Consider the following 26,115-nt stretch of genomic DNA (forward strand, 5'->3'; position numbering starts at 1 on the left):
GACGTCCGCCCGCGGGCATCCGGGCCCCCGGCGGCCCGGAGCCTTGTCGCGCGCCGGGGGTGCACGCAGATCCTCCGCGAGACGGCGGCGCCGATGCGGTGAGGGGGGCGCGCGGGCGCGGGACGCCGTCCGGGGAGCGCGGATGGTGCAGGCGGTGGCGGCGGTGTTCGAGTGGGGCCTGTTCGCCCTCATGGCGTACACGTTCGCGGTGGCGCTGGCGGGGTTCCTCCCGCGTCGCGCCCTCGCGCCCGCGCCGCCGCGCCACCGCTTCCTGGTGCTCGTCCCGGCCCACGACGAGGCCGCGGTGGTGGCGCACGCGGTGCGGGCGGCGCTCCGGCAGGACCACCCCCGGCCGCTGTTCCGGGTGGTGGTGGTGGCGGACAACTGCTCCGACGACACCGCCGCCCGGGCCCGCGCGGCCGGCGCGGACGCGGTGCTGGAGCGGCACGACCCGCGCCACCTCGGCAAGGGCCACGCGCTCGCCTGGGCCCGCGAGCGCGCGCTGGCCCTGTTCCCGGCCGACGCGGTGTGCGTGTTCGACGCCGACAACGTCATGGCCCCCGGCTTCCTCTCGGCCATGGACGCCCGCCTCTCGGCCGGTGCCCGCGTCCTGCAGGGCTCCATCGAGGCGAAGAACCCGGACGACAGCTGGGTCACGCAGGCGAGCGCGCTCCAGCACGCGGTCGCGGCGCGCCTGTTCGAGCGCTCGCGCGCGCGGCTCGGCTTCTCCGCCCTCCTGAACGGCACCGGCTACTGCGTGCGCACCGAGGTGCTGCGCGCCTGGCCCCCGGATCCCGCCTGTCTCACCGACGATCGCGAGCTGCAGCTCCGGCTGCTCCGCGCCGGCGTCCGGGTGGAGTGGGCGCCGGAGGCCGTCACCTACGACGAGAAGCCGGCCACGCTCGCCGCCTCGTGGCGCCAGCGCGTCCGCTGGGCGCGCGGGCACCTCGACGTCGCCCGCCGGCACACGCTCCCGCTGCTCTGGCGCGCGCTCCGGCACCGCGACCTGGCCGCGCTGGACGGCGCGGTGGCCTGCCTGCAGCCGTCGCGATCGGCGGTGGCGCTGCTCGCCGGCGCGGTGTTCGCGGCGCGGCTCGGGGGCGCGGCGCTGGGCCACCCCGCGGGCGCCCCGCACGTCCCGCTCGCCGCGTGGCTGCCGCTGCTCGCGTGCCCGGTGGCGTTCCCGGTGGCGGCGCTCGCCGCGGAGCGCGTGCCGGCGCGGGTGGCGCTCCGCTACGGGTACACGCTGCTCCTGCAGGCCGCCTGGGCGCCCCTGCTGGTGGCCGGCCTGCTGCGCCGGCGGGACCGGCGCTGGGGCGCGACGCGCCACACCCGGAGCATCTCGGTCGAGGCGCGGCTCGCGGCGGGCAACGTCGCCGCGTCGCCCGGCCCCGGCGGTGCGGCGTCGCGGCCGCGGCGGGGCGGGGAGAGCGTGGCGTGAGCCCTCACGGTGCGTCCGCGCGCCCCGGCCCGCGTCGCGGCGAGGGCAGCGCCCCGCGCCCGGGCTTCCGGGCGGGCGCCCGCGTCGCGACGTTGGTGGGACCGGCGGTGTTCGCCGGCAGGGATCACGCACGGTGAAGGCATGCTGAAGGAGCGGGCAGGGGCGGTCTCGGCGGGGCTGCGCGCGCTCGACCTGGCGCTGGTGGCGGTCGCGTTCGGGCTCGCCCTCGCGCTCCGCGCGGCGGTGGACGTCGCGGCCGTGCCGCCGCTGCTCCCCGCCGGCCGGCACCTGGCGTGGCTCGCGGTGGCGCTCGCGCTCTGGCCGGCCGCGGCCGGCGCGGCGGGCGTCTACGGCCAGTACCGCACCCGCTCCCGCCGCGAGGAGATCCTCCGGCTCGCGCGCGCCATCGGCCTGCTGGCGCTGGGCGTGGCCGCGGCGAGCTTCCTCGGGCGCGACCGCGAACTCTCGCGCCTGCTGCTGCTCGGCTGGCTCGGGATCGCGTTCGCGCTGCTGGCCGGGAGCCGCGTGGCGGTCCGCACGCTCGCGCACGAGGCGCGCCGCCGCGGGCACAACACGCGCGCGTTCGCGGTGGTGGGGGGCGGGCCGCTGGCGCGGGCCATGCGGCAGCGGCTGCTGGCGCGCCCGGAGTGGGGCTTCACGTTCGCCGGCTTCGTCCTCGAGCAGGGCGCCGCGCGGCGGGGCCTCCCCGGCCCGGTGCTGGGCCGCGTGGACGAGCTCGCGGCGGTGCTGGAGCGGCACGTGGTGGACCTGGTGGTCTTCGCCGTCCCGCGCGACCGGCTCCCGGAAATGGAGGCCGCGGTGGCCGCCTGCCAGGAGCAGGGCGTGGTCGCGAAGATCGGCCTCGAGCCGTTCCCGGCGCGCCACGGCCGCCTCACGGTGGAGGACCTCGACGGCATCCCGGTGCTCTCCTACGCCTCGGCGCCGCAGGACGCGCTGCCGCTGCTCGCGAAGCGGGCGTTCGACGTGCTGGCGAGCGCGCTCGCGCTCATCGTGCTCTCGCCGGTGCTGGCCGCGGTGGCGCTCGCGGTGCGCCTCGGCTCGCCCGGCCCGGTGCTGTTCCGGCAGCGGCGGGTCGGGCTGTCCGGGCGCACCTTCACGCTCTACAAGTTCCGCTCCATGCGCGCCGGGGCCGAGGCGGAGCAGGCGCGGCTCGCCGATCGCAACGAGATGGACGGCCCGGTGTTCAAGCTGCGCGACGACCCGCGGGTCACGCGCGTCGGGAAGGTGCTGCGCCGCACCTCGCTCGACGAGCTGCCGCAGCTCTGGAACGTGCTCCGGGGCGAGATGAGCCTGGTGGGCCCGCGCCCGCCCTTGCCGGAGGAGGTCCGGCGCTACGAGCGCTGGCAGCGCCGCCGCCTCTCGGTGAAGCCCGGGCTGACCTGCACCTGGCAGGTGTCCGGCCGGTCCGAGGTCGGCTTCGGCCGCTGGATGCAGCTCGACCTCGACTACATCGACCGCTGGTCGCTCTGGCAGGACATGCGGATCGTGCTGCGCACCATCCCGGCGGTGCTGCTCGGGCGCGGCGCGCGGTAGAGTCCGCGCATGGACGCCCAGCTCGAGGCCCGGGTCGCGGAGGCCGCCGCCGTGCTGCGCGCCGGCGGCATCGTGGTCTATCCCACCGAGACGTTCTACGGGCTCGGCGCGCTCGCCTCCGACGACGCCGCGCTCGTCCGGCTCGCCGCCGCGAAGCTGCGGCCCGAGGGGAAGCCCCTGCCGCTCGTCGCGGCCGACCGGGAGCAGGTGGACCGCGTGGCGTCGCTGGAGGGCGCGGCGGCGCGGCTGGCCGGGCGCCTGTGGCCGGGCCCGCTCACGCTGGTGCTCCCGGCGCGGCCGGGCCTGTCCGAGGCCATCACCGCGGGCTCCGGCACGGTCGGGGTGCGGATCCCCGGGTCGGAGGTGGCGCGCGCGCTGGCGCGCATGGCTGGCGGGGCGCTGGTCTCCACCTCGGCGAACCTCTCCGGCGGTCCGCCGCCGGACCGGGTCGAGGCGCTCGACGCCGCGCTGCGCGGGCAGGTCGACCACGTGCTCGACGCCGGTCCGACGCCCGGGGGCCTCCCGAGCACCGTGGTGGCGATCGCCGGCGAGACGCTGCGGGTGGTGCGGCCCGGCGCCGTGTCCATCGAGCAGGTGACCGCGGCGCTCGGTGGCCCCACCGGCGCCTTGCACCGTACGGGGCCGTGATCTACGGTCCGGGGCCCCATGGCCGAGATCGTCCCGTTTCGCGGCGTCCGCTACGCCGCCACCCGCGGCCGGGCCCTCGGCCAGCTGCTGGCCCCGCCCTACGATCTCGTCTCCCTCGAGCAGCGCGACGAGCTGCTGCGCCGCAGCCCCGAGAACATCGCGCACGTCGCCATCGGCGAGGAGCGCGCCGGCGACGGCCCGGGCGCGAACAAGTACACGCGCGCGGCCGAGACCTGGGCCGGCTGGATGCAGCAGGGCGTCCTGCGGCGCGATCCCGGGCCGGCGCTGTACGCGCTCGAGCAGGCGTTCTGGGCGCCCGACGGGCGGCAGGCGCGGCGCCGCGGCTTCCTTGCGGCGGTCCGCCTGCACGAGTTCTCCGAGGGCGTCATCGTCCCGCACGAGAAGACGCTCACCGCCCCCCGCGCCGACCGGCTCGAGATCCTGAAGGCGGTCCGGGCCAACCTCTCGCCCATCATCGGCCTGTACCGCGACGAGGAGCGGACCACGTCGCGCGCGCTGGAGGCGGTCACCGCGGGCGAGCTGGTGGCCGAGACCGACTCCGACGACGGGGTGCACCACCGGCTCTGGCGCGCCGACCAGCCGGTCGTGGTGGCGGCGCTCCAGGCGGCGGTCGCGGACAAGCGGATCTTCATCGCCGACGGCCACCATCGGTACGTCTCCGGGCTCGCCTACCGCAAGCTGGTGGAGGCGCAGCGGCCGGGGCTGCCGCCGGACGCGGGGCACAACTACATCCTCATGTTCCTGTGCCCGATGAGCGACCCGGGCCTGATGCTCTTCCCGACGCACCGGCTGGTGTTCGGCCTCAAGGACTTCTCCGTGGCGCGCCTCACGGACGCGCTCGAGCGGTACTTCCGGGTCGAGACGCTGCCGGAGGACATCCGCCGCCCGGCGGGCCGCGCCTGGGCGATCGCCAAGCTCTCCGAGCACTTCGGGAAGTCGTCCTCGTTCCTGATGGTCACCGCCGAGGATCAGAAGGCGCGCGTGCTCACGCTGCGCGACGAGGCGGACCTGGAGGAGGCGGAGCTGCCGCGCAACGAGACGCTCCGCGCGCTCGACGTCACCGTGCTCCACTCGGTGGTGCTGCAGCACGTCCTCGGCCTCTCGGCCAGCGCCCAGGAGAACCAGGAGAGCCTCACCTACGTCCGCGACGCGGGCGAGGCGGTGAACCGGGTCCTCTCCGGCGAGCACCAGGTCGGCTTCCTGGTCAACCCGACCCCCATGTGGCAGGTCCAGGCGGTGGGCGACGCCGGGGAGACGATGCCGCAGAAGAGCACCTACTTCTACCCGCGGCTGCAGAGCGGGCTGGTGATGCGCGAGGTGTTCGAGCCCGGCACGCCGTCGCCCTGACCCCGCCCGCCGGGCGGCGGGCCGGGGCGCGGGCCCCCGGGGCACTCGGCCGCCTTTCCCGGCGGCCCCGACTGCGCTAGAAAACGCCCATGCCTTTCCCCCAGCACCGCCCCCGCCGCATGCGCCGCACCGAGGCCCTCCGGAGCCTGGTGCGCGAGACCACCCTCGCCCCGCAGCACCTGGTGTGGCCGCTCTTCGTGCTCCCCGGCACGAAGGTGCGGAACCCGGTGAAGAGCATGCCGGGCGTGTTCCAGCTCTCCGTGGACGAGCTGGTCGCCGAGGTGCAGCAGGGCTTCGAGGCGGGCGTCCGCTCGGTGATCCTGTTCGGCATCCCCGAGCACAAGGACCCGCAGGGCACCGAGGCGTACGCCGACGACGGGATCGTCCCGCAGGCCATCCGGGCGCTGAAGGAGCGGGTGCCCGGCATGGTGGTGATGACCGACGTGTGCATGTGCGAGTACACGGATCACGGCCACTGCGGCATCCTCAAGGCGTCGAAGGCCGGTGGCCCGGGCAACGAGCTGCAGGTCGACAACGACCTCACGCTCCCGCTCCTCGCCAAGGAGGCGCTCGCCCACGCCCGCGCCGGCGCCGACATCGTGGCGCCCTCGGACATGATGGACGGGCGCGTGGCGGCGATCCGCGCCGAGCTGGACGGCGCCGGCTACCAGGACGTGCCCATCCTGTCGTACGCGGCGAAGTTCGCGGGCGCGTTCTACGGCCCGTTCCGCGACGCCGCGGAGAGCGCGCCGGTGGAGGGCCCGGGCATCCCCAAGGACCGCAAGGGCTACCAGATGGATCCCGCCAACTGGCGCGAGGCGCTCCGCGAGGTGGAGCTCGACGTCGCCGAGGGCGCGGACATGATCATGGTGAAGCCGGCCGTGCCGTACCTCGACATCGTGCGCCAGGTGCGCGACCGCTTCGACCTGCCCACCGCCGCGTACCACGTGTCCGGCGAGTACGCGATGATCAAGGCCGCCGCCGAGCGCGGCTGGATCGACGAGGACCGGGTGGTGCTCGAGACGCTGCTCTGCTGCCGGCGCGCCGGCGCGGACCTCGTGCTCACCTACTACGCGAAGCACGCCGCCCAGCTCCTCTCCGGGAAGAAGCGTTGACCGTGCTCCGGCCCGCGCCCCAGCCCGCCGCGTACAAGGTCGTCGAGGTCTCGCCGGTGTCCGACGAGACGCTCGAGCGCGCCCTGAACGAGCGGACGGGGGAGGGCTGGAGCTTCGAGTCGCTGCACTTCGTGACGCGCGAGGGCTCGCACCGCCCCGCGCTCGCCTACCTGTTCTTCGTCCGCGGCGATCCGCCCGTGGCGCGGGAGCGCTGACCCGATGCGCGACGCGCGGCGAGAGGGCAGCCCCTATCCCAAGGCGGACCTGACGCTCCGGGGCCTGGCCCGCCTCGCCGACCTCACCGTCGCGTTCGCGCTCGCGCAGGTCTCGCCGCAGATCGGGCCGGTGCTCTCGGCGTTCTACCTGCTCGTCGCGGACGGGCTCATGCAGGGCCAGTCGATCGGCAAGAAGGTCTTCGGCGTGCGCACGGTGGTGGTCCCGCGCCGCGCCCCCGCCGGCTACCACGAGTCGATGCTGCGCAACGCGCCGTTCGCGCTCGTGGCGGTGTTCTGGTCCGTGCCGCTGCTCTGGCCGGTGTTCTTCGTGGCCGGGGTGCCCATCGTGGCGTTCGAGGCCTACATGATCGTCTCGGACCGGCTCGGCATCCGCATCGGCGACATCTTCGCGGACACGCAGGTGGTGGACGGGAAGGTGCTCGCGAAGGACGACGCGGTCGTCCGCGACCTCACGCACGCCGCGCCGGCACCGCCCAGCCCGCCGGCGAGCGCCACGCGCCAGCGCGCGGCCGCATGAAACCCCCACCAGCCAGCGTCGTCCCGCCTCGAGCCCCGCGTCCCCACGGGCCGGGAGAGGTCTCGCCATGCGCATCGCCCTGACCCACAACCTCCGGATCTCGGACTCCGAGGAGGAAGCCGAGTTCGACACCCGCGAGACGGTGGACGCGCTCGCCGGCGCCATCGAGCGGCTCGGCCACCGCGTCGAGCGCATCGAGGTCTCCGGCCCGGCGTCGCGCACGGTGACGCGCCTCGAGGCCTTCGGGCCGGACCTCATCTTCAACACCGCCGAGGGCCGGCGCGGCCGCTTCCGCGAGGCGTTCTTCCCGGCGCTGTTCGACGAGCTGGGCATGCCGTACACCGGCTCGGACGCGTACGCGCTCTCGGTGACCCTCGACAAGCAGCTCACCAAGCTGGTGCTGGCCCAGAAGGGCGTCCGGACGCCGCGCTGGCAGTACGTCGAGGAGCCCTGGCAGCTGCAGGTGAACGCGCTCCGCTACCCGGTCATCGTGAAGCCCAACTTCGAGGGCAGCTCGAAGGGCATCACCCAGGACTCGGTGGTGGACGATCCCATGCGCCTGCACGAGGTGGTGCAGGACGGGCTGGCGCGCTACCCGGCGGGCCTGCTGGTGGAGGAGTTCGTGGTCGGGCGCGACCTGACCGTCCCGTTCCTGGAGGCGGCCGCGCCGGAGCGGCACGGCGTGCTCCAGCCGGTCGAGTACGTCATCGACCCCGCCGTCACCGCCGGCCGCAAGTACGCGATCTACGACTACGAGCTGAAGACGAAGCTCGACCAGGCGGTGTCGGTGCGCGCGCCCGCGAAGGTGAAGCGCGCCCAGGCAGAGCGGATCCAGCAGCTCTGCGAGACCGTCTACCGCGAGCTCGGCATCCGCGACCTGGGGCGCATCGACCTGCGCCTCGGCGACGACGGCGAGCTCTACTTCCTCGAGATCAACGCGCTCCCCTCGCTGGAGCCCGGGGCCGGCATCTACGCGGCCGCCGCGCTGGAGGGGCTGCACGAGGACGCGGTGCTCGGGGCCGTCATCCAGAGCGCGGTGCAGCGCTGGAACATCGTGGACAAGAGCGCCCGGCGAGGGCGGCCCCGCCGCACCGAGCGGCTCAAGGTCGGCTTCAGCTTCAACGTGAAGCGCGTCACCCCCGATCCCGGCGGCGAGCAGGACGAGGAGGCGGAGTACGACTCGCCGAAGACGCTCCAGGCCATCCGCGAGGCCATCGCGAGCTGGGGCCACGAGGTGGTGGACCTCGAGGCGACCCAGGACCTGCCGCTGCAGCTCGTGTCCACGCCGGTCGACGTGGTCTTCAACATCGCCGAGGGCTTCAAGGGGCGCAGCCGCGAGTCGCAGGTGCCGTCCCTGCTCGAGCTGCTCGACATCCCCTACACCGGCTCGGATCCGGCGGCGCTGTCGGTCTCGCTCGACAAGGCGCTCGCGAAGCGCATGGTGCGCACCCACGGGATCCTCACCCCCGACTACCTGGTGCTGAACACCGGCAACGAGCGGCTGCCGCGCGAGCTGACCTTCCCGCTCATCGTGAAGCCGGTGGCGGAGGGCACGTCGAAGGGCGTCACGCGGAAGTCGGTGGTCCGGGACGAGCCCGAGCTGCGCGAGGTGGCCCGGGAGCTCATCGCGAAGTACCGCCAGCCGGCGCTGGCGGAGGGCTACGTCTCCGGCCGCGAGTTCACCGTCGGGCTGCTGGGCGAGCGGCGGCCGCGGGTGCTCCCGCCCATGGAGATCGTGTTCCTCGACGCGAAGGACCCCACGCCCATCTACTCGTTCGAGATGAAGCAGGACTGGAACGAGCGGATCCGCTACGAGGTGCCGGCGAAGCTCACGCCGCGCGAGCTGGAGCGCCTGGAGAAGGCGGCGCGCGAGTGCTTCACCGCGCTCGGCTGCCGCGACGTGGCGCGGCTCGACTTCCGCATGGACGCCGAGGGGCGGATCCACTTCATCGAGTGCAACCCGCTCCCCGGCCTGGCCCCCGGCTGGTCGGACCTCGTGCTCATCGCGCAGGCCGCCGGCATGGACTACCGCGCGCTCATCGGCGAGATCCTCTCGTTCGCGATCCGGCGGTACCAGGAGCGCGAGCGCGAGCGCGAGCGGGCCCGCCGCGCGCAGGCCGCGGCCGAGCGCGAGGCGCTGGCGACGGCGGCGCAGGGGAACGGCGCGCCCGGCGCGGAGGCGCCCGCCGGCGGGAACGGCGGCTCGGGCGGCGAGGCTGGCGAGCGGCGGCCGCAGGCGCCGCACCGGCACTGATCTCGCGGCGCCGCGCCCCGGCGGGAGCCCCGCGGCAGGACCGCCCATCCGCGCCCCGGCGGGATTTCCGCTTCGCCCGGGGCCGCGGGTGGCGTAAGTCTTTCGCATGCCCGAGACCGCACCGACCGAGCCGCGCTGCCGCGCCCGCGACCTGGGCATCTCGCTGGGCCGCTACAAGCCGGGCCGCTGGAACGCCATCACCGACGTGGCCGGGGTGCGCGTCGGCCACTCCACCGTGACCCGCGGGGCCGGGCCGCTCCGCGTCGGCAAGGGGCCGGTCCGCACCGGCGTCACCGCCATCCTCCCCAACCCCACCAACGTGTTCGAGGACCGGGTGGTCGGCGGTGGCTTCGTGCTGAACGGCGCCGGCGAGGTCTCGGGGATGACCCAGCTCCTGGAGTGGGGGCTGGTGGAGACGCCCATCTTCCTCACCAACACGCTGTCGGTCGGCGCCGTCTCCGACGCGGCGGTGAAGTGGATGGTCGAGCGCTACCCCGGCATCGGCGACGAGCACGACGTCATCATCCCGCTGGTCGGCGAGTGCGACGACTCCTGGCTCAACGACATCGCCGGCCGGCACGTGAAGGACGAGCACGTGTACGAGGCGCTCCGGACGGCCAGCGACGGGCCGGTGCCGGAGGGGAGCGTCGGCGGCGGCACCGGCATGATCACCTGCGACTTCAAGGCGGGGATCGGGACCTCCAGCCGCAAGCTCCCCGAGACGCTGGGCGGCTACACGGTGGGCGTGCTGGTGATGTCCAACTTCGGCGTGATGCGGCAGCTCCGCATCGGCGGCCTGCCGGTCGGCGAGGTGCTCGAGGCCCGCTACCGCCCGGCCAACCGGCGCACCCGCAACTACGGCTCGATCATCGCGGTGATCGCCACCGACGCGCCGCTCGCCACGCACCAGCTCAACCGCCTCGCGAAGCGCGCCGCGCTCGGCATCGGGCGCGTGGGCTCCACCGCGATGCACGGCTCCGGCGAGATCGTGCTGGCGTTCTCGACCGCCAACCAGGTGCCCCGCGAGACCAACAAGATGGTCTACCGGATGAAGATCCTGCTCGACCAGCGGCTCGACCCGCTCTACGAGGCGGTGATCGAGGCGACCGAGGAGGCCATCCTGAACGCGCTCTGCATGGCGCGGGACATGGAGGGCGTGAACGGGAACGTGAGCAAGGCGCTGCCGCTCGACGACGTGAAGGAGATGGTCACCACCTGGCAGGCGGACGCCGCGCGCCAGGCGGCCGCCCCGCCGCTGCGCGGCCGGCGCCCGCCGGCCCCCGACGCCGCCGCGCGGGCCCGCACCGCGCCGGCCGCCTCCGCCGCGAAGCCGAGCGCGGTCCGCGGCGCGGAGGGGATGGCCCGGCCCGCCCGCCCGGCCGGCGCCGCGGCGGGCACGGCCGGGACGCAGGGGAGCCCCACGCGCATCGAGCGCCAGGACGCGCGGAGCGACTCGCAGGAGGCGAAGCGCGAGGCGGCGGAGCCGCGCCGGGACGAGGCGCCCCGGGGCGCGGGCGCGCGGACGAAGGACGGGGCCGGACCGCGCCCCGACGGCGGGGGGTCCGGCGAGGGGTAAGCCCCGGACCGCGGGCGGCGCCCGTGGTATACAGGGCGCCCCGCGTTTCGCGGTCCCTTTCCAGGAGGACGCATGGCGAACTCGAAGAGCAAGCACAACCGCATGAAGTCCCGCCGCCGCCAGCAGTGGAAGGCGCGCAAGAAGCGCCAGGCGTCGGCCACGAAGTCCTCGAAGAAGTAGCGCCGCGTCCCGTACGGACGCGAACGGCGGGCCGGCATCGCGCCGGGCCCGCCGTTTCGCTTTCCGTCCGCCGGGACCGCCTCAGAACCGGAACGACAGCCCGAGCTCCGGCCCGGTGAAGTCGGCCGAGGGCGCCTCCGTGCCGTCGCCGAACACGTGGATGGCGCGCCAGCCCATCGTCAGCGCCAGCGGGCCGCCGCGGAACGCCACCGCCGCGCGCGAGTCGGTCACCGCGATCGGCAGCGGCGTGACCCGCGCGTGCCCCTCGAGGCCGATGGGGCCGATGAGCCCGAGCTGCCCCGAGACGCCGACGTCGGGCCCGAACGACACGTCGCCCGCGTGCGTCTTGTCCGCGAACGCGCCGGTGCGCGGCATCGACAGCATCGACCCGCCCGCCTCCAGCCGGAGCTGGACGGAAGGCTCGGAGAGGAACGCCCAGGTCACGTGGGCGGTGCCCCAGCCCAGCGCGTCGCCGCTCGCGCCCGGCAGCCGGGTGAGCCCGTCGCGCTCCAGGCCGTCCACGCTGGCGTTGAAGCCGAGCGTCGGCGTCTCGATCGCGATGGCCACGCCGCCGGTGTAGCCGTCCGGCACGGCGGCCACCCGCGCGTCGAGGCGCAGGGTCACCGGCTCGGGCTGCGGGGCCGGGTAGTACGCGCCGCTGCCGTCGCCGGCGACGGTGCCCGGAGGGCCGCCGTACGGGCTCGGGTAGAGCGGGTAGTAGCCGTAGCCCCAGCCCCAGCCCCACCAGAACGGCGCGGTCGCGACCACCGCCACGCCGGGCGCGACGGCGTAGCCGCCGCGGTAGCCGCCGCGGCCCGGCGCCGGGGCCGATGGGTAGGGCGCCGGCGCGCCGCGGTAGTAGGGCGCGGGGGCGGTGCGGTAGGGCGCGGGCGCGCCGCGCGTGGCGTACGGGGCCGGCGCGCGCGGCCCGTAGGCGTAGCCGCCGGGCGCGTAGGCGCGCGGGGACGCCGGCGCGCCGCGGGCGTAGGGCGAGGGCATCGGGCCGGGCACCGGCGCCGCCACCGGGCCGCCGCCGCGGAAGCCGCCGCGCGGGGCCGCGGCGCCGCGCGGTGGGCCGCCGCGCGCCGGAGCGCGGGCGGTGGGGCGATCGTCCCGCGCCGCCGCGAGGGCGGGCGGCAGCGCGAGGGAGAGGGCGAGCAGGGAAGCGGTGAGCCGCATGGGACACCTCCGGAAGGACCGGGGTAGCAACGGCGGTGCCACCTCCTCCCGCGGAGGGAGCGCCGGGCGCGGAGGCCGCGGGATCGCGGGCGCTTTCCTCGCGCGCGGCGCGCCCGCGGGCACGGCGGGCGCGGCCGGGTGACGCTGCGCGAGGACAGGTGTGTGAATCCGCGCGCCTGCCCGCGGAGGCGGGCGACAACGGCCTTGACTGCCGCGCCGCCCTCGCGTTAATCACTGCCCCTCCCGAGCGGCTCGATGACCGTGCGGGAACGCGAGTGGCAGGGAAGCTCTTCGAGGCGCTGCGGGATCGGGTCATCCTCCGATCGCAGATCGGGAAGCGGAAGCTGGACCGGACCGCGACCCGGCGAGCGCTGGACAGGGCCCTGCGCGACCTCGGCGAGCGCTTCGGCGCGCTGGCCCGGGCCGGGCGGGTGACGGTCCCCGCGGAGCTCGCGGTGGTGGTGAAGCAGGCGCAGGATCTCGAGCTCCGGCTCGAGCAGCAGGAGCGGGACCTCGCGGAGCTGGAGCGCGAGAGCCCGGCAGGCAGCACGACATAGAAGATCTCCGGGCCCGTGGCGCAGCTGGGAGCGCGTCTGAATGGCATTCAGAAGGTCACCGGTTCGATCCCGGTCGGGTCCACAATGAAAACGGGCGGTTAGGAGAAATCCTGACCGCCCGTTTGGTTTTGCCGGGGAGTGGCGGGGGGACGAGCCCGTGGACACCCCGTGCACCTCGTCACTCGTCTAGCCGGCGACGTCTCGCGAGCTCAGCCTCGGCCTCGGCACCGGAGTACGTGCGGCCGAACCAGTACGCGTGCATCCTCGACAGGAACTCGCGGTCGGTGGGGAGCCCGGACTTCGAGCCGATCACCGAGTCGATGCCGCAGCGCGGGCAGAGCGCGGTCTTGCCGACGCCGGCGGCGTCCTCGGCGATCCACTCCTCGATCTTGGCCGGGGGGAACGTCTCGAGGCAGTAGAAGCAGCCGCACACGTCGCTCGCGAGGAGCTCGGCGCGGTGGTTCCCGCACCTCCGATGAGCCGCCTCGAGGTCCGCGTCGTAGCTCATGCAGCGAGTCTAGCAGGCGGCGCGGCGCGCTGACCTCGCGCAGAGCGCACCTTCCACAGGAAGGCCTCTCGCTGGACAATCAGACGCCAAACGAGTTTGCTCGCCGTCTCACCGGGCTCACGAAGTTAGCCGTCTAAAGTCGGGGGGCAGGTCACGGCGAGTGGCCGCCCAGCGCGCTCTTCCGGGGTGTAGAGCGACAGGATAACTGACCCCCTTGCGACACAACTTCTGACCCCCTCTGCCCTCAGCAAGGAGGCGGAGATGGGCAGCGAGATGGGATTCGTGGCACCCCCGACGACGGAGGTGCCGATGGTCGAGGCGGAGGCGGTCAGGCAGATGCGTGACCTCGCGGGTAAGGGCTGGGGCGCGAAGCGGATCGCGCGCGAACTCGGCGTGGCTCGCAACACGGTGCGTCGGTACCTGCGCGGCGCGGTGGCCGATCTCCAACGGCACCCTTCACAGCAGCGGCTCGACGACGTCCGGCGAGCTGAAGCGGTCGCGCTATTCGAGGGCGAGGCCGAGGGCAACGCCGTGGTCGTCGCGCAGATGCTCGGTGAGCGCGGCGTTGAGGCGAGCGTGAGGACCGTGCAGCGTGCCGTGGCGGACCGCCGGCGCGAGCAGCGCGCCGCCGACGTTGCGACGGTCCGGTTCGAGACCGCGCCGGGCCGGCAGATGCAGATCGACTTCGGCGAGCGCCAGGTCTGGATCGCCGACGAGCGCGTGACGGTGCACTTCCTGGCCGCGGTGTTGAGCTACTCGCGGCGGATCTTCGTGAAGGCGTTCCTGCACGAGCGTCAGGGCGAGTGGCTCGACGGGATCGCGTCGGCGTTCCGCCACTTCGGCGGCGTGCCGCTCGAGGTTCTCGGCGACAACACGCGCTGCCTCGTCGCCGGCCGCAACCGAGAGGCGCAGACCGTGATCTTCCACCCGGCGTATGTCGCGTTCTGCCGCGATTGGGATGTTCAGCCGCGCGCCTGCCAGCCATACCGCGCCAGGACCAAGGGTAAGACCGAGTCCGGCGTGAAGTACGTGAAGCGAAACGCGATCGCCGGTCGGCGGTTTAACTCGTTCGCGCACCTGCAGGACCACCTATCCGCGTGGCAGCTCCTCGTGGACGGCCGCGTGCACGGGACGACGCACGAGGCACCTGCGAAACGCTTCGAGCGCGACGAGCGCGAGGCACTGAGGTCGCTGCCCGCGCGGCCGCTCCCGACGCACGGCCGTCGCCTGCAGCGGCGCGTCGCGAACGACTCGCTCATCGACATCGACACGGTCCGCTACAGCGTTCCGCACCGCCTCGTGCGCGACCGCGTCGAGGCGCTCGTCACCGCCGACGAGGTTCGCATCTTCCACGGCCGCGACGTCGTAGCGGTTCACGCGCGCTCGTTCGAGCCGCACGCGCGGGTGATCGACCCGGCCCACCTCGACGGCCTCTGGCGCCGGCCTGCGGCTGAGAACCTCGTTCCCATCGCGCAGCCGCTCGCCGCGCTCGGACGGACGCTCGACGACTACGCGGCCGTGATCGGCGGTGCCGCGTGAGCACCGAGATCACGCGGGCTCGCGTCCTCGAGAGCCTCGGCCGGCTCCGCCTCGGGCGCATCGGCGAGCAGCTCGACGCGTTGCTTTCGACCGCGGCACGGGGCGAGCCGACGTACCTCGACTTCCTCGACACGATCCTGCGCGAGGAGGTCGGGGCGAAGCAGCGGAAGCGCGTCGCGATGGGCATCCAGATCGCGCACTTCCCCGCGGTGAAGACCCTCGACGACTTCGACTTCAAGTTCCAGCCGAGCGTCGACCAGAAGCTCGTCCGCGAGCTCGCCGTCAGCCGGTACGTCGCGAACGCGGAGAACGTGCTCGTGTTCGGCCCGCCCGGCGTCGGCAAGACGCACCTCGCCATCGGGCTCGGGCGCGCCGCAGTCGAAGCCGGCTACACCGTGCTCTTCACGAGCGCGACGGCGTTGCTGGGCGCGCTCTCGAAGGCCGAGACCGAGGGCCAGCTCGCGGAGCGGCTCGCGTTCTACGCGAAGCCCAAGCTGCTCGTCGTGGACGAGCTGGGGTACCTGCCGTTCGAGAAGCGCAGTGCGCACCTGTTCTTCCAGCTCATCGCGAGGCGGTACGAGAAGGGCGCGATGATCATCACGACGAACCAGGTCGTCACGCAGTGGGGCACCGTGTTCGGGGACGAGATCCTCGCCGCCGCGATCCTCGACCGGCTCCTGCACCACAGCTTCACGCTGATGATCCAGGGCGAGAGCTACAGGCTGAAGCAGAAGCGCAAGGCGGGCCTGCTCGGCAGGGCCGAGAAGGCGAACTGAACCCCGAGGCGGAGGGGGTCAGAAGTTCTGTCGTTTGGGGGTCAATTCCCCCTGTCGTTTGACACGGGGCAACGTACGCAGTGGGCCAGCAGCGGCGCTGCCGTAGCGTCAGCCGAAGCGAGACCGTGTTCTCACTCGACCGGCGGCAGCGCGATGCTGAACACGCAGCCCTTGCCCGGAAGGTTCCGAACCTGGATCTGGCCGCCGTTCGCCAGCACGGCGTCGCGGCTGATCTTGAGCCCGAGGCCGAGGCCGGGGGGGCCCGCATCCGTTCCTCCCCGGGCGAACGGTTGGAACATCGTCTCGGCACGGCCCTCGGGGAGCCCACCGCACTCGTCCTCGACCTCGATGAGGGCGTGCGTCGCGTTCCGGTGCCCGGTGAGCGACACACGACCGCCCGAGGGGGTGAACTTGATCGCGTTCTGGACGAGGTTGGCGACCGCCGAGGCAAGCAGCGGGCGGTCGACGTTCACCGCCACGCCCGGCTCGACGGCAGGGACCTCGAGCGCCAGCCCCTTCGCCGTCGCGTCGAGGGCGGCGGACACCTCCAGCTCCTCGATGAACTCGGCCAGATCGACGCGCTCCGGGTTCCGGAGCGTGGCGGCCAGGCGAACCTCGGTCAGCGAGCGGTCGATGAGGTTGCGCAGACCGCGCAAGCTGCGCCCGAGCACCGCGCCGGTGCTGCCGTCGACGCCCACTCCACCGCTCTTCAGCGCCTGGTAGGACAGCATCGCCGTCGACAGGAGGTTTCGCATCTCGTGCGCGAGCACGCCGAGCCGCTCGGTCTCCTGGGTCGCCGTGCGGCGGTCGCGCGAGGCGGAGAAGGCGCTCACCGCACGGGCGGTGGCCACGTCGAGGCACAGGTTGAGCGTGTGGTACTCGTCCAGGCTGATCGGCGCCTTGAGCTCGCTGGCGTACTCCGTGATCGCCTGGCAGACGTCGCCGTAGCCTTCGACCACCTGCGCGACGGTCAAGCCTGCGCGGAGCAGGTCGTCCCCTTGCCGGTCGGCGGTGGCCCCCATCGCCTCGTGAGCACGTCCCGACGTCGTCGGTACGGTCACGGATCGTGCGGGATGCACCTCGTCGCGCAGCAGCTCGGCGAGCTGGGTGAGGAACGCAGGGACGCCTTCCGTGAGCTCGAACTGGGAAGGAACGGGTACGCGCCTCGCGGCGACCCTCGCCCGCGCGCGCTCGATGATGGCGTCGCGGTGCTGGGTCAGGAACTCGTGGAGCACGGAGACACCCCCTGGGCCTCTTTGTAGCATCAGGTCCGCTCGAGGTCCGGGCGCGCTGGGGGGCGGCCGTGGGTCCGCCCCTCCAGCGACGAGGCGCCCGATCCCCTGGAACGATCGGTCGCGATCAGCATCTCGAGAAGCTCGCCGAACTCGCAGGGCTTGCGCAGAAACGCCACGTCGGACGGTGGCGACGGCCCCGCCGAGACGACCACCACGGTGATGACGTCGAACGCGCCGGAACGGTGCAGCGACGCGAGCACCTCCCAGCCGTCCATGACCGGCATCTCGAGGTCGAGCACCAGGAAGCCGGGGACGCGCTCGGCGATGAGGTCCAGCGCCACGCGTCCGTTCTCCGCCTCGCGGACCGTGTAGCCCCGCATGGCCAGGAGCTGCGAGAGCGCATCCCGCCCGGCGGCATCGTCGTCGACCACGAGCACGTCCCGGGTCTCCATCACTCCACTCTGGTCATCCCGATCGGAGGACGCCGGACGTGGCCTCGTGCGTCCGCCCGCACGGTCGACGAGGAGGGTCCGGGACGCCGAGCGAACGTGACGTCCCCCCGCCGGCGCCGTGAGGCGGGTGGGATGGAGCTCCGTCGTCACCGCCCGGCGCCGGGCGCGCCGTTCAGCCGGTCCGCGCGGCCCCGCGCGGCGCGACCTCCCGCGCGCACTCGAGCAGCGCCTCGGCGGCGCGCGAGAGCGGGGCGTCGCGGCGGTGCACGAGCAGCACCGGGCGCGGGAAGCGCATCTCGCGCACGGTCAGGCCGACCAGCTCGCCGCGAGCGAGCTCGGGCTCGGCCACGCGCGCGGGCATGAGCGCGATGCCGACCCGCTCCACCACCAGCCGCTTCACCGCGTCGAGCGTGGGCAGCTCCATCACGATGTCGAGCGTCGTCCTGTGCCGCGCGAACGCCTTCACCACCCGCTCGCGGTTGGGCGAGCGGACGTGGTGCGCCAGGAACGACTCGCCGCCGAGCTGCCGGATCGAGACGGTGCCGCGGCGGGCGAGCGGGTGCTCGGGCGGGACGAGCAGCACCAGGTCGTCGATGGCGATCTGCTGCGCGACCAGCCCGGGCTGCGTCGCCCGGTAGGTCAGCACGCCGAGCTCGGCGTCGCGCCCGAGCACGGCGGTGGGGATGTCGCGCGCCAGGCTGCGGTGGACCTCGACGCGGAGGTGGGGGTGCCGCCGGCGGAACTCGGCGAGCACGGGGAGCAGGTGGGTGGCGGTGAACTCGTTCGCCGCGACGACCACCGTGCCGCGCTGGAGGCCGCGCAGCGCCTCGAGCGCCTCGCCCGCGTCGCGCCGGAGCTTCAGCATCCGCTGCGCGTACTCGTGCAGCACCTTTCCCTCGGCGGTGAGGCTGGCGTCTCGCGACGAGCGGTCCACCAGCGTCGCCCCGACCTCCTCCTCCAGCCGGCGCAGGGCCTGGCTCACGGCGGGCTGCGTGCGGTGGAGCCGCTCCGCGGCGCGGGTGAAGCTGCGCTCCTCCGCGACCGCGGCGAGCAGCTCGAGCTGGGCGAGATCCATGCGGACGTCCTCCGGGGGGCGGGCGCGCGAGCATATCAACACACGTGATACTTACATCACCACAATCACTTGGACTTATGCGGCCGCGCGTCGCTAGGGTCGGACCGTGCGTTCCACCCTGCGTCCCGACAAGGTCGAGCCCTCCCGCCGCCCGCGCAGCGCTCGCGTCCACGCCGTCCCCGCGCCGTCGTCGGAGCCCGCCGGGCGGGCCGACGGCGGACTGGCCGCGGACGCCGGGCGAGGGTGGGAGGCGGCGTTCCCGATCTTCCGCGTGCTCGACGACGACGGCGTGGCGGACCCGCGCCACGCCACCCTCACGCCCGCGGAGGCGCTGGCGCTGCACCGGCACCTGGTGCGCGCGCGCGCGCTCGACGCGCGGATGACCGCGCTCCAGCGCCAGGGCCGCATCGGCTTCTACGTGGGCGCGGAGGGTGAGGAGGCGTGTGTGGTGGGCGCGGCCGCCGCGATGGCCCCGCAGGACTGGCTCTTCCCGTGCTACCGCGAGCACGCCGCGGCGCTCCTGCGCGGGCTCCCGCTGGACGCGTTCCTCTGCAACCTGTTCGGCAACTCGGGCGATCTCGCCCGCGGCCGCCAGATGCCGTGCCACGAGACCTGGCGCGCTGGCCACTACGCCTCGGTGAGCGCGCCGCTCGGCACCCAGCTCCCGCACGCGGTCGGCGCCGCCTGGGCGGCCCGCCTGAAGGGCGAGGACATGGTGTCGCTCACCTGGTTCGGCGACGGCGCCACCAGCACGCACGACTTCCACACCGCGCTCGGCTTCGCGGGCGTGCACCGGGTGCCGGTGGTGTTCCTGTGCCGGGCCAACGGCTGGGCCATCAGCACGCCCACCGCGATGCAGACGGCCGCCGAGACCATCGCGCAGAAGGGCATCGCCTACGGCGTCCGCGGCGAGCGGGTGGATGGCAACGACCTGCTCGCGGTGCACGCGGCCACCCGCCGGGCCCGGGCGCGGGCGGCGGCGGGGGAGGGGCCGACGCTGCTCGAGTGCGTCACCTACCGCGTCGGCCCGCACACCACCTCCGACGACCCGCGCGGCTACCGCGACGAGGCCGAGGTGGCGCCCTGGCGCGCGCGGGATCCGATCGAGCGGCTGCGGGTGCACCTGGAGCGGATCGGCGCGCTCGCGCCGGGCGCGCACGCAGCCCTGCTGCGCGAGGCCGACGAGGAGATCCGCGCCGCGGTGGCGCGCGTCGAGGCGCTCCCGCCGCCGGCGCGCGAGAGCCTGTTCGACGACGTCTACGCGGAGCCCCTCCGGCAGCAGCGCGAGCAGCGCGACGAGTGCCTGGCCGCGCCGGCGGGCCCGGCGCGCGATCGCTGACGCGGGGGGGGCGCCGGCGCGAGGGACGCGCACCGGGGAAAGGCAGCGCTCCGCGCGGTCCGCCGGTTGCCCGCGCGCCGCGACTGCCGCATAACCTCCGCCATGCCCACGCCGCAGGGAGCGCTGCTCCTCCTCGTCCCCACCACGAGCTACCGCCTCGACGACTTCCGGGCCGCCGCGCAGCGCCTGAACGTCCCGCTGCTCGTCGGGAGCGATCGCTGCCACCAGATCGAGGACACCTTCGGGCCGGAGGCGGGCCTCCTCTCCCTCGACTACCGGAAGCCGGAGCACGCGGCGGAGCAGGTGGCGGAGGCGGCCCGGACGCGGCCCATCGCCGGGATCGTCCCGGCGAGCGACCCGACCGCCGTCATCGCCGCGCTCGCCGCGGAGAAGCTCGGCCTGCCCTTCAACCCGCCCGTCGCCGCGCGCCGCGCAGCGGACAAGCACGCGATGCGCGCCACGCTCCGCGACGCCGGGGTGCCGGTGCCCGGGTTCCGGCTCCACGCGCTCGACGAGGATCCGGAGGCGGCCGCCCGCGCGGCGCCGTACCCCTGCGTGCTGAAGCCGCTCATCTTCTCGGCGTCCCGCGGCGTGATCCGCGCCGACGATCCGGCCGGGTTCGTGGCGGCCTGGCGCCGGATCCGGAAGCTGCTGCACGACACCCGCGTCGAGCGCCGCGCGCGCGAGCGCGAGGCGGCGGGCAGCGTGCTGGTGGAGGCGTTCGTGCCCGGCGCCGAGGTCGCGCTGGAGGGGCTGCTGCGCGGCGGCCGGCTCGAGGTCCTGGCGCTGTTCGACAAGCCGGACCCGCTCGACGGGCCCTACTTCGAGGAGACGATCTACGTGACGCCCTCGCGCCACCCCGCCGCGCTCCGCGCCGAGGTGGAGCGGATCACCGCGGCCGGCGCGGCGGCGCTCGGCCTGCGCGAGGGGCCGGTGCACGCGGAGCTGCGCCTGTCGCCGGACGGCCCGGTGGTCCTGGAGATCGCGGCGCGGTCGATCGGCGGCCTCTGCTCCCGCACGCTGCGCTTCGGCGCCGGGCTCACGCTGGAGGAGGTGCTGGTGGCGCACGCCATGGGCCTCCCGCTCGAGCAGGTCCGGCGCGAGGCGCGCGCGTCCGGCGTCATGATGCTGCCCATCCCGCGGCGCGGGGTCCTGCACGGCGTCCGCGGCGTGGAGGAGGCGCGGACGGTGCCCGGCGTCGACGACGTGGTGATCACCGTGCCGGAGGGGCGCGAGGTGGTGCCGCTCCCGGAGGGCGACAGCTACCTCGGTTTCCTGTTCGCGAAGGGGGAGACGCCGGAGGAGGTGGAGCGCACCCTGCGGGAGGCGCACCGCCGGCTGGCGTTCGACATCCGGGCGCCGCTGCCGGTCGCCTGATCCGGGACGTGCGCGGCGCGCCGCCCCGGCGACAAGGGGAGGGCATGTCCGCGGCTCCGGCAGCGCACGACGTCTGGGACGTGGGGGCTGGCTACGAGGCGTACATCGGCCGGTGGAGCCGGCGGGTGGCGCGCGAGGTGGTCGGGTGGCTCGGGGTGGGGCCGCACGCCCGCTGGCTGGACGTGGGCTGCGGCACCGGTGCGCTCGGCGACGCGATCGCGGCGCAGGCCGCGCCGGCCCTGGTCGTCGGCCTCGACCGCTCGATGGGCTTCGTCGCGCATGCGCATGCCCGCGCCGGCGGTGCCCACGCAGCCTTCGTCGTCGCGGACGCGCAGGCGCTGCCGGTCCGCGACGGCGCGTTCGACGCCGTGACCTCGGCGCTGGTGCTGAACTTCGTCGCCGACCCGGCGCAGATGGTGGCCGAGCTGGCCCGGGCCGCGCGGCCGGGCGCGCCCGTGGCGCTGTACGTCTGGGACTACGCCGACGGCATGGAGTACATCCGGCGCTTCTGGGACGCGGCCCGCGCGCTCGACCCGGCGGCGGCGGCGCTCGACGAGGCAGTGCGCTTCCCGGTCTGCGCGCCCGGGCCGCTCGCGGCCCTGCTCGAGGGCGCGGGGCTCGCGAGCGTCGAGGTGCGCCCGGTCGAGGTGCCCACCGTCTTCCGCGACTTCGCCGAGTGCTGGGCGCCGTTCCTGGCCGGCCAGGGACCGGCGCCCGCCTACGCGATGGCGCTCCCCGAGGATCGCCGCGCGGCGCTGCGCGTGGCGTTCCGGGCGGCGCTGCCGGTGTCGGCGGACGGCACCATCCCGCTCCGCGCCCGCGCCTGGGCGGCGCGCGGCCTCCGCTGACGGCGCGGGCCGCGCGTCAGCGCCGGGGGTCCTCGGAGAGCCCGTCGACCTGACGGGCCGTCGGCTCTGCTCAACAGAACCAGCTCTCGGTGAGGCGGGGCACGCGCCGCTGGTCGGGGGCGAGCACGCGGACGTGCCGGTGCGGCAGCCCGGCCGCGGCGAGCACCAGCGCGCGGACGCGCGCGATGGTCTCGAGCGGCGGCGCCTCGCGCGCGGCGCCGGCCTCGACCTCGGCGGCGATCCGCGGCTGCAGCGCGTCCATCCGCGGATCCGGGTGGCGCCAGCGCCAGGTGAGCGCGGCCGCGTCGAGCCCCTCGAACGCGATCCCGGGCGCGCGCTCGAGCAGCGAGCCGGGCGGGATCAGCAGGCGGATGGAGAGCTGCACCGGATCGAGGTTCGGGAGCATCCCCTCCGCCTCGAGCACGTCGAGCAGGTCCACCAGGTCGTCGAGCGTGCCCCAGGGCGTGAACGGCACCAGCGTCGGGCGGAGGGGCACGCCGGCCGCGGCGCAGGCGCGGAACGCGGCCAGCGCGGCGGCGCGGTCGTGACCCTTGTCGAGCGCCGCCAGCACGCGCTCCGAGAGCGACTCGACCGCGGAGGTGACGAACACCGCGCCGAGCCGCGCCAGCTCCGCCACCGCGTCCGCGTGCTCCACCAGGTGCGAGACCTTGGCGGTGAAGTCGAAGGTGAGCGCGGAGAAGCGCGCGTGCACCGCGCGCGCGACGCGGAGCGCGTGCGTCGGGCCGTTCAGGAAGTCGGGGTCGCCGAACGTGACGTGCGCGGCCCCGAGCGCCACCTGCCGCGTCACGTCCTCGACCACCGTCTCGAGCGGCACCGCCACGAAGCGGCCGCGGTAGACCGGCGGGATGGGGCAGTGGCGGCAGAGGTGCTTGCACCCGCGGGTCGCCTCGGCGTAGCCGGCCACCTGGAGCGTCCCGTCGGCGGCGGCGAGGCGCGCGTAGCGCGACAGCGCCGGGAGCCCGGCGCGGCTCGGGACCGGGAAGTCGAGCCGGGCCCGCGGCGCCGCGTCCCCGCCGCGCTGGACGAAGCGGGCGAGGTCCGCTCCGCGCTCGAGCGCGGCCGCGAGCGCGACGAGCTCCTCCTCGCACTCGCCGCCGAGGACCGCGATGGCGCCGGCCGCGAGCAGCAGCTCCGCGTGGAGCGGCGCGTACAGGCCGTGGAACGCGATCGCGGCGGCAGGGTTGAGCGCCCGCACGCGCGCCGCCGCCTCGAGCCCGAGGCGCAGCGCGGTGTGCATGGGGACGGAGAGCGCGACCAGGCGCGCGGCGGCCACCCGGGCCGGATCGAGCGGCTCGACCGCGAGATCGAGGCAGGCGGGCGCGAACCCGGCGCGCTCCAGGAACGCGCGGGGTAGCGCCAGCCCGTGCGGCTGGTGACCGAGCTCGTACGTGGAGACGAGGAGGATCTCGCCCGGACGCCGCACGTGCGCTCCCGCGTCACCTCGCCCGCCGCGCCGGCGGGACGGCTAGCCCTTGGACGGCGGCGGCCGGTAGTCGGGCGGGAGCTGCGCGTTCTCGCCGAAGAAGAACTGCTCGGCCTGCTGGTAGAGGATCTCGGTGGTCCGCGGGTCCGCCGGGGCGAGGCGGTACTCGTTGAGGATCATCTTGAAGTGCTCGAGCCAGAGCTTCCAGGCGTCCTGCGAGATCGAGTCGTAGATCCGCTGCCCGAGCTCGTTCGGGAAGGGCTTGTAGGCGAGGCCCGGCAGCTCACGGCCGAGCTTCTTGCACATCACCATTCGCGCCACGCCGACGTCCTTTCGAAGGTGGGGGCCGGTCGAGGGGGCGGGACCGGCGGACCGCCGGAACATAAGCGATCTCCGCGGCGGACGCCACGCGCACGGGCGGCAGGTGTGGGAGGGGCGCGGCCCGGCGGGCGCGCGACGCGGAGGGCCGCGCCGCGCGCGCGGGCCGGTCGATCAGGACAGCAGCGACGTCGGCGAGACCGACAGCGCCTTCGCCAGCGACTCGAGCGTGTCGAGCGGCGGCGTGCGCTGGCCGCGCTCGAGCATGGAGATGTACGAGACGGACAGCCCGGCCTTGGCGGCCAGGGCCTCCTGGGACAGCTTGCGGCGGAGACGTTCGCTCTTGAGGTTGACGGCGAACTTGTCGGCGAGTGCGGCCATGGTGGCTCCCTGCGGTGTCACGGTGGGTGATTTGCGGAATCCGCAACCCGGACTGCGGGTTCCGCACACCGAGAGAAATAACACCTCTCGAGGGGCGTTTCTACCGCGAGCTTGTCCCAGGTTTCCTCGACCTGGACGGAAGGGGCACCTGATACCTAGCGAGAAGTCGCCTGAGCGCGAAGTACGAGATCCCGAGCGCCCGGGCCAGGCCCTGGCTGTCCCCCTCGAAGAGGCGCGCCGAAGCGGTGAGGTAGCGCCGCGCAGCCTCCTTGAACGGGAGCACGTCCTCGCGAGCCTGCGGCGGCCGGAACCCGGGCATGGCGCGGGCGAGGTCGCCGGAGAGCTGGGACAGGCGGGCCCGGGCCTCGTCCACCTCGGCCTCGCCCTTCTCGATTAGGCGGGTGAGCCGGCGCCGGTCGAGCGCCAGCTCCAGGGCGCGCTCGAACGCGAGCGGCTCCGGCTCGTCCCGGTACTCGTGGAAGAAGTCCGCGCCGGCCATCACCGCCGCCACCGCCTCGGAGGCAGGGGCACCTGCGGTGAACGCCAGGATGGCGAGGTCCGGGCGGCGGGCGCGCAGCTCCTGGATGACCTCGAGGCCGTTGCGGCGCGGCATGACCAGGTCCACCGCCACCGCGGTCACCTGGGCGGTGGCGCGCCGCAGCGCCTCCTCGCCGTTGCGCGCCACCAGGATGCGGTAGCGCGGGTAGCGCCCCAGGATCTGGGCGCGCTGGCGCCCGGGCACGGTGTCGAGGTGGCGCTTCACCGCCTCCAGGTGGAGGTCGTCGTCGTCGGCGAGGAGGAGGACATGGTCATGCTCCTCCGGGCGTTCCCATCGCGCGCGGGCCATTGCGCGCCCCTCATAGCACGGACGGGGGGTACCGTTCACCCATCGTGCCGCACGTCGGGGGCGAGCAGGATCGCCCGGACCCTGGCCCCGCGCGCGAGCCGCGCGCGCCCCGGCGGCAGCACCGCCAGCGCGGCGTGACCGGTGGTGGACGAGAGGTTGCCGCTGACCTGCGTCCGGAGCGGCTCGAGCACCAGCTCGTCCCCCGAGTGCCGCACGCGGCAGCGCAGGTAGACGGTGAGCTCGGCGGGCTTCTCCTGCGCGGATGCGAGCCGGCCCACCGACACCACGCGCCCGCTGCCGGGGAGCCCCGCCAGGGCGCGGAGCGCCGGGCGGACGAACAGCTCGAACGTGACCAGCGTGCTGGCCGGGTTGCCCGGCAGGCCGAACACCGCGGTGGTGCCCCACAGCCCGAACGCGAACGGCTTCCCGGGGCGCATCGCCACCCGCCAGAAGTCGAGCCGCGCCCCGGCGTGCTCCAGCGCCGCGCGCACCAGGTCGCGCTCGCCCACCGAGACGCCGCCGGACGTGAGGAGCGCGTCGGCGCCGCGGACGGCCGCGAGCGCGGCCGAGAGGCTCGCGGCCTCGTCGCGGGCGGGGCGGAGCAGGATGGGCTCGCCTCCCGCCTCGCGCACCGCCGCGGCGAGCGCGAGGCCGTTCGAGTCCACCAGCTCGCCGGGGCCGGGGACGGAGCCGGGCGGCACGAGCTCGTCGCCGGTGGGCAGGATCGCGACCCGCGGCCGCCGGCGCACCACCAGCTCGGCGCGACCGATCCCGGCCGCGAGCCCGACCGCGCCCGGGTCCACCACCGCCCCGGCGGCGAGCGCCACCGCGCCGGCGGCGAGGTCCGAGCCGCGCGCGCGCACGAAGCGCCCCGCGGCCACGGGGCGGCGGAAGACCGCCGCCTTCCCGGCGCGGCGCACCTCCTCCTGCATCTCCACCGCGTCGGCGCCCGCCGGCAACGGCGCGCCGGTGAAGATCCGGCAGCAGCTCCCCGGCGGCAGCGGCGCGGCGGCGGGGCGGCCGGCGTACACCTCGAACGCGACCGGCAGGCGCGCGCCGGCGCGGCGCGCGTCGGCGGCGCGGAGCGCATAGCCGTCCATGGTGGACGCGTCGAACGCGGGCAGGTCGCGGTCGGGGACGAGGTCCTCCGCCAGCGCGCGGCCGACCGCGTCGGCGAGCGGCACGCGCTCGCCGGCCAGCGGCGCGAGCGGGGAGAGGGCGGCCAGGATGCGCGCCCGGGCGGTCTCGGGGGTGAGCACGGACCGTTTATACACCCGGGCGGCGAGGCGCCCGCGCGGGCGGGCGGGGCGGTGCCGCGCTCCCCTGCCTTCCGCCCCTCGCCCCGCCGCAT

26 protein-coding genes and 1 tRNA gene are annotated in these 26,115 nt (G+C 75.0%); 17 read left to right on the forward strand and 10 right to left on the reverse strand.

The annotated features are described in order from the left end of the window. Positions 1–142 precede the first annotated feature (142 nt). From A2CP1_RS07530 to A2CP1_RS23605, 10 genes are all read left to right on the forward strand, one after another. A complete protein-coding gene (locus A2CP1_RS07530; protein ID WP_012632783.1) occupies positions 143–1,441 on the forward strand; it encodes a glycosyltransferase family 2 protein in 1,299 nt (432 codons plus the stop codon). Positions 1,442–1,582: 141 nt separating this feature from the next. Continuing rightward, positions 1,583–2,995, forward strand: coding sequence for a sugar transferase (locus A2CP1_RS07535; protein ID WP_012632784.1), 1,413 nt, complete (start codon positions 1,583–1,585; stop codon positions 2,993–2,995). Positions 2,996–3,004: 9 nt separating this feature from the next. Continuing rightward, positions 3,005–3,643 carry an L-threonylcarbamoyladenylate synthase gene (locus A2CP1_RS07540; RefSeq protein WP_012632785.1) on the forward strand — a complete coding sequence of 213 codons (639 nt, stop codon included), beginning with the start codon at positions 3,005–3,007 and terminating at the stop codon, positions 3,641–3,643. An 18-nt stretch (positions 3,644–3,661) separates the two neighbouring features. Beyond that, complete coding sequence (locus A2CP1_RS07545; RefSeq protein WP_012632786.1) at positions 3,662–5,011, forward strand: DUF1015 domain-containing protein; 1,350 nt, start codon at positions 3,662–3,664, stop codon at positions 5,009–5,011. 89 nt (positions 5,012–5,100) lie between these two features. After that, positions 5,101–6,126: a porphobilinogen synthase gene (gene hemB, locus A2CP1_RS07550; protein ID WP_012632787.1), complete on the forward strand. Its 1,026-nt coding sequence runs from the start codon at positions 5,101–5,103 to the stop codon at positions 6,124–6,126. A 2-nt stretch (positions 6,127–6,128) separates the two neighbouring features. Beyond that, a complete protein-coding gene (locus A2CP1_RS07555; protein WP_041450467.1) occupies positions 6,129–6,341 on the forward strand; it encodes a hypothetical protein in 213 nt (70 codons plus the stop codon). Between the two features lie 4 nt (positions 6,342–6,345). After that, positions 6,346–6,879 (forward strand): RDD family protein, encoded by a 534-nt coding sequence (locus A2CP1_RS07560; RefSeq protein ID WP_012525461.1) that lies wholly within the window; start codon positions 6,346–6,348, stop codon positions 6,877–6,879. Between the two features lie 67 nt (positions 6,880–6,946). Further along, complete coding sequence (locus A2CP1_RS07565) at positions 6,947–9,133, forward strand: D-alanine--D-alanine ligase family protein (RefSeq protein ID WP_012632789.1); 2,187 nt, start codon at positions 6,947–6,949, stop codon at positions 9,131–9,133. Between the two features lie 106 nt (positions 9,134–9,239). Further along, entirely contained in the window at positions 9,240–10,709 is a 1,470-nt protein-coding gene (locus A2CP1_RS07570; RefSeq protein ID WP_012632790.1) for a DmpA family aminopeptidase, read from the forward strand. A gap of 72 nt (positions 10,710–10,781) precedes the next feature. Continuing rightward, positions 10,782–10,889, forward strand: a complete 108-nt coding sequence (locus A2CP1_RS23605) for a hypothetical protein (protein WP_012632791.1) — start codon at positions 10,782–10,784, stop codon at positions 10,887–10,889. A gap of 81 nt (positions 10,890–10,970) precedes the next feature. Here A2CP1_RS23605 and A2CP1_RS07575 read toward each other — a convergent pair whose 3' ends face one another. After that, positions 10,971–12,068 (reverse strand): hypothetical protein, encoded by a 1,098-nt coding sequence (locus A2CP1_RS07575; protein ID WP_012632792.1) that lies wholly within the window; start codon positions 12,066–12,068, stop codon positions 10,971–10,973. Positions 12,069–12,343: 275 nt separating this feature from the next. Here A2CP1_RS07575 and A2CP1_RS07580 point away from each other — a divergent pair, with 275 nt between their 5' ends. Then, positions 12,344–12,625 (forward strand): hypothetical protein, encoded by a 282-nt coding sequence (locus tag A2CP1_RS07580; RefSeq protein WP_012632793.1) that lies wholly within the window; start codon positions 12,344–12,346, stop codon positions 12,623–12,625. A gap of 9 nt (positions 12,626–12,634) precedes the next feature. Then, positions 12,635–12,707 (forward strand) — tRNA-Ala (locus A2CP1_RS07585). Between the two features lie 96 nt (positions 12,708–12,803). On the opposite strand, the gene A2CP1_RS07590 is transcribed toward A2CP1_RS07585, so the two are convergent. Further along, the gene (locus A2CP1_RS07590) at positions 12,804–13,133 is read right to left on the reverse strand and encodes a hypothetical protein (RefSeq protein WP_012632794.1); all 330 of its coding nucleotides are present in this window, start codon (positions 13,131–13,133) and stop codon (positions 12,804–12,806) included. Between the two features lie 261 nt (positions 13,134–13,394). On the opposite strand from A2CP1_RS07590, the gene istA reads away from it, so the two are divergent. Together istA and istB are read left to right on the forward strand one after the other, a co-directional pair. Next, positions 13,395–14,672: an IS21 family transposase gene (istA, locus tag A2CP1_RS07595; protein WP_012632795.1), complete on the forward strand. Its 1,278-nt coding sequence runs from the start codon at positions 13,395–13,397 to the stop codon at positions 14,670–14,672. After that, a complete protein-coding gene (istB, locus tag A2CP1_RS07600; protein ID WP_012632796.1) occupies positions 14,669–15,448 on the forward strand; it encodes an IS21-like element ISAnsp5 family helper ATPase IstB in 780 nt (259 codons plus the stop codon). Before istA ends, istB begins: the two co-directional genes overlap by 4 nt. A 131-nt stretch (positions 15,449–15,579) precedes the next feature. Here istB and A2CP1_RS07605 read toward each other — a convergent pair whose 3' ends face one another. From A2CP1_RS07605 to A2CP1_RS07615, 3 genes are all read right to left on the reverse strand, one after another. Next, on the reverse strand, positions 15,580–16,683 hold the full coding sequence (locus tag A2CP1_RS07605) for a sensor histidine kinase (RefSeq protein ID WP_041450468.1): 1,104 nt from the start codon (positions 16,681–16,683) through the stop codon (positions 15,580–15,582). A 29-nt stretch (positions 16,684–16,712) separates the two neighbouring features. Further along, complete coding sequence (locus A2CP1_RS07610) at positions 16,713–17,135, reverse strand: response regulator (protein ID WP_012632798.1); 423 nt, start codon at positions 17,133–17,135, stop codon at positions 16,713–16,715. A 172-nt stretch (positions 17,136–17,307) separates the two neighbouring features. Continuing rightward, on the reverse strand, positions 17,308–18,210 hold the full coding sequence (locus A2CP1_RS07615) for a LysR family transcriptional regulator (RefSeq protein ID WP_012632799.1): 903 nt from the start codon (positions 18,208–18,210) through the stop codon (positions 17,308–17,310). Between the two features lie 106 nt (positions 18,211–18,316). On the opposite strand from A2CP1_RS07615, the gene A2CP1_RS07620 reads away from it, so the two are divergent. From A2CP1_RS07620 to A2CP1_RS07630, 3 genes are all read left to right on the forward strand, one after another. Continuing rightward, entirely contained in the window at positions 18,317–19,549 is a 1,233-nt protein-coding gene (locus A2CP1_RS07620) for a thiamine pyrophosphate-dependent dehydrogenase E1 component subunit alpha (protein ID WP_012632800.1), read from the forward strand. A gap of 102 nt (positions 19,550–19,651) precedes the next feature. Continuing rightward, positions 19,652–20,926, forward strand: coding sequence for an ATP-grasp domain-containing protein (locus A2CP1_RS07625; RefSeq protein ID WP_012632801.1), 1,275 nt, complete (start codon positions 19,652–19,654; stop codon positions 20,924–20,926). Between the two features lie 44 nt (positions 20,927–20,970). Further along, positions 20,971–21,774, forward strand: a complete 804-nt coding sequence (locus A2CP1_RS07630) for a class I SAM-dependent methyltransferase (RefSeq protein ID WP_012632802.1) — start codon at positions 20,971–20,973, stop codon at positions 21,772–21,774. A gap of 70 nt (positions 21,775–21,844) precedes the next feature. Here A2CP1_RS07630 and A2CP1_RS07635 read toward each other — a convergent pair whose 3' ends face one another. The 5 genes from A2CP1_RS07635 to A2CP1_RS07655 all read right to left on the reverse strand — a co-directional run bounded on the left by A2CP1_RS07635 (position 21,845) and on the right by A2CP1_RS07655 (position 26,023). Continuing rightward, positions 21,845–23,218, reverse strand: coding sequence for a CUAEP/CCAEP-tail radical SAM (seleno)protein (locus A2CP1_RS07635; protein ID WP_012632803.1), 1,374 nt, complete (start codon positions 23,216–23,218; stop codon positions 21,845–21,847). 42 nt (positions 23,219–23,260) lie between these two features. Continuing rightward, the gene (locus A2CP1_RS07640) at positions 23,261–23,539 is read right to left on the reverse strand and encodes an oxidative damage protection protein (RefSeq protein ID WP_012525478.1); all 279 of its coding nucleotides are present in this window, start codon (positions 23,537–23,539) and stop codon (positions 23,261–23,263) included. 171 nt (positions 23,540–23,710) lie between these two features. Next, positions 23,711–23,917 (reverse strand): helix-turn-helix domain-containing protein, encoded by a 207-nt coding sequence (locus A2CP1_RS07645; RefSeq protein ID WP_011421488.1) that lies wholly within the window; start codon positions 23,915–23,917, stop codon positions 23,711–23,713. Between the two features lie 100 nt (positions 23,918–24,017). Beyond that, positions 24,018–24,764 (reverse strand): response regulator, encoded by a 747-nt coding sequence (locus A2CP1_RS07650; protein ID WP_012525479.1) that lies wholly within the window; start codon positions 24,762–24,764, stop codon positions 24,018–24,020. Between the two features lie 35 nt (positions 24,765–24,799). Then, positions 24,800–26,023, reverse strand: coding sequence for a molybdopterin molybdotransferase MoeA (locus A2CP1_RS07655; protein ID WP_245530008.1), 1,224 nt, complete (start codon positions 26,021–26,023; stop codon positions 24,800–24,802). Positions 26,024–26,115 lie beyond the last annotated feature (92 nt).

It is taken from the genome of Anaeromyxobacter dehalogenans 2CP-1, assembly GCF_000022145.1.
Classification (GTDB): Bacteria; Myxococcota; Myxococcia; order Myxococcales; family Anaeromyxobacteraceae; genus Anaeromyxobacter; species Anaeromyxobacter dehalogenans.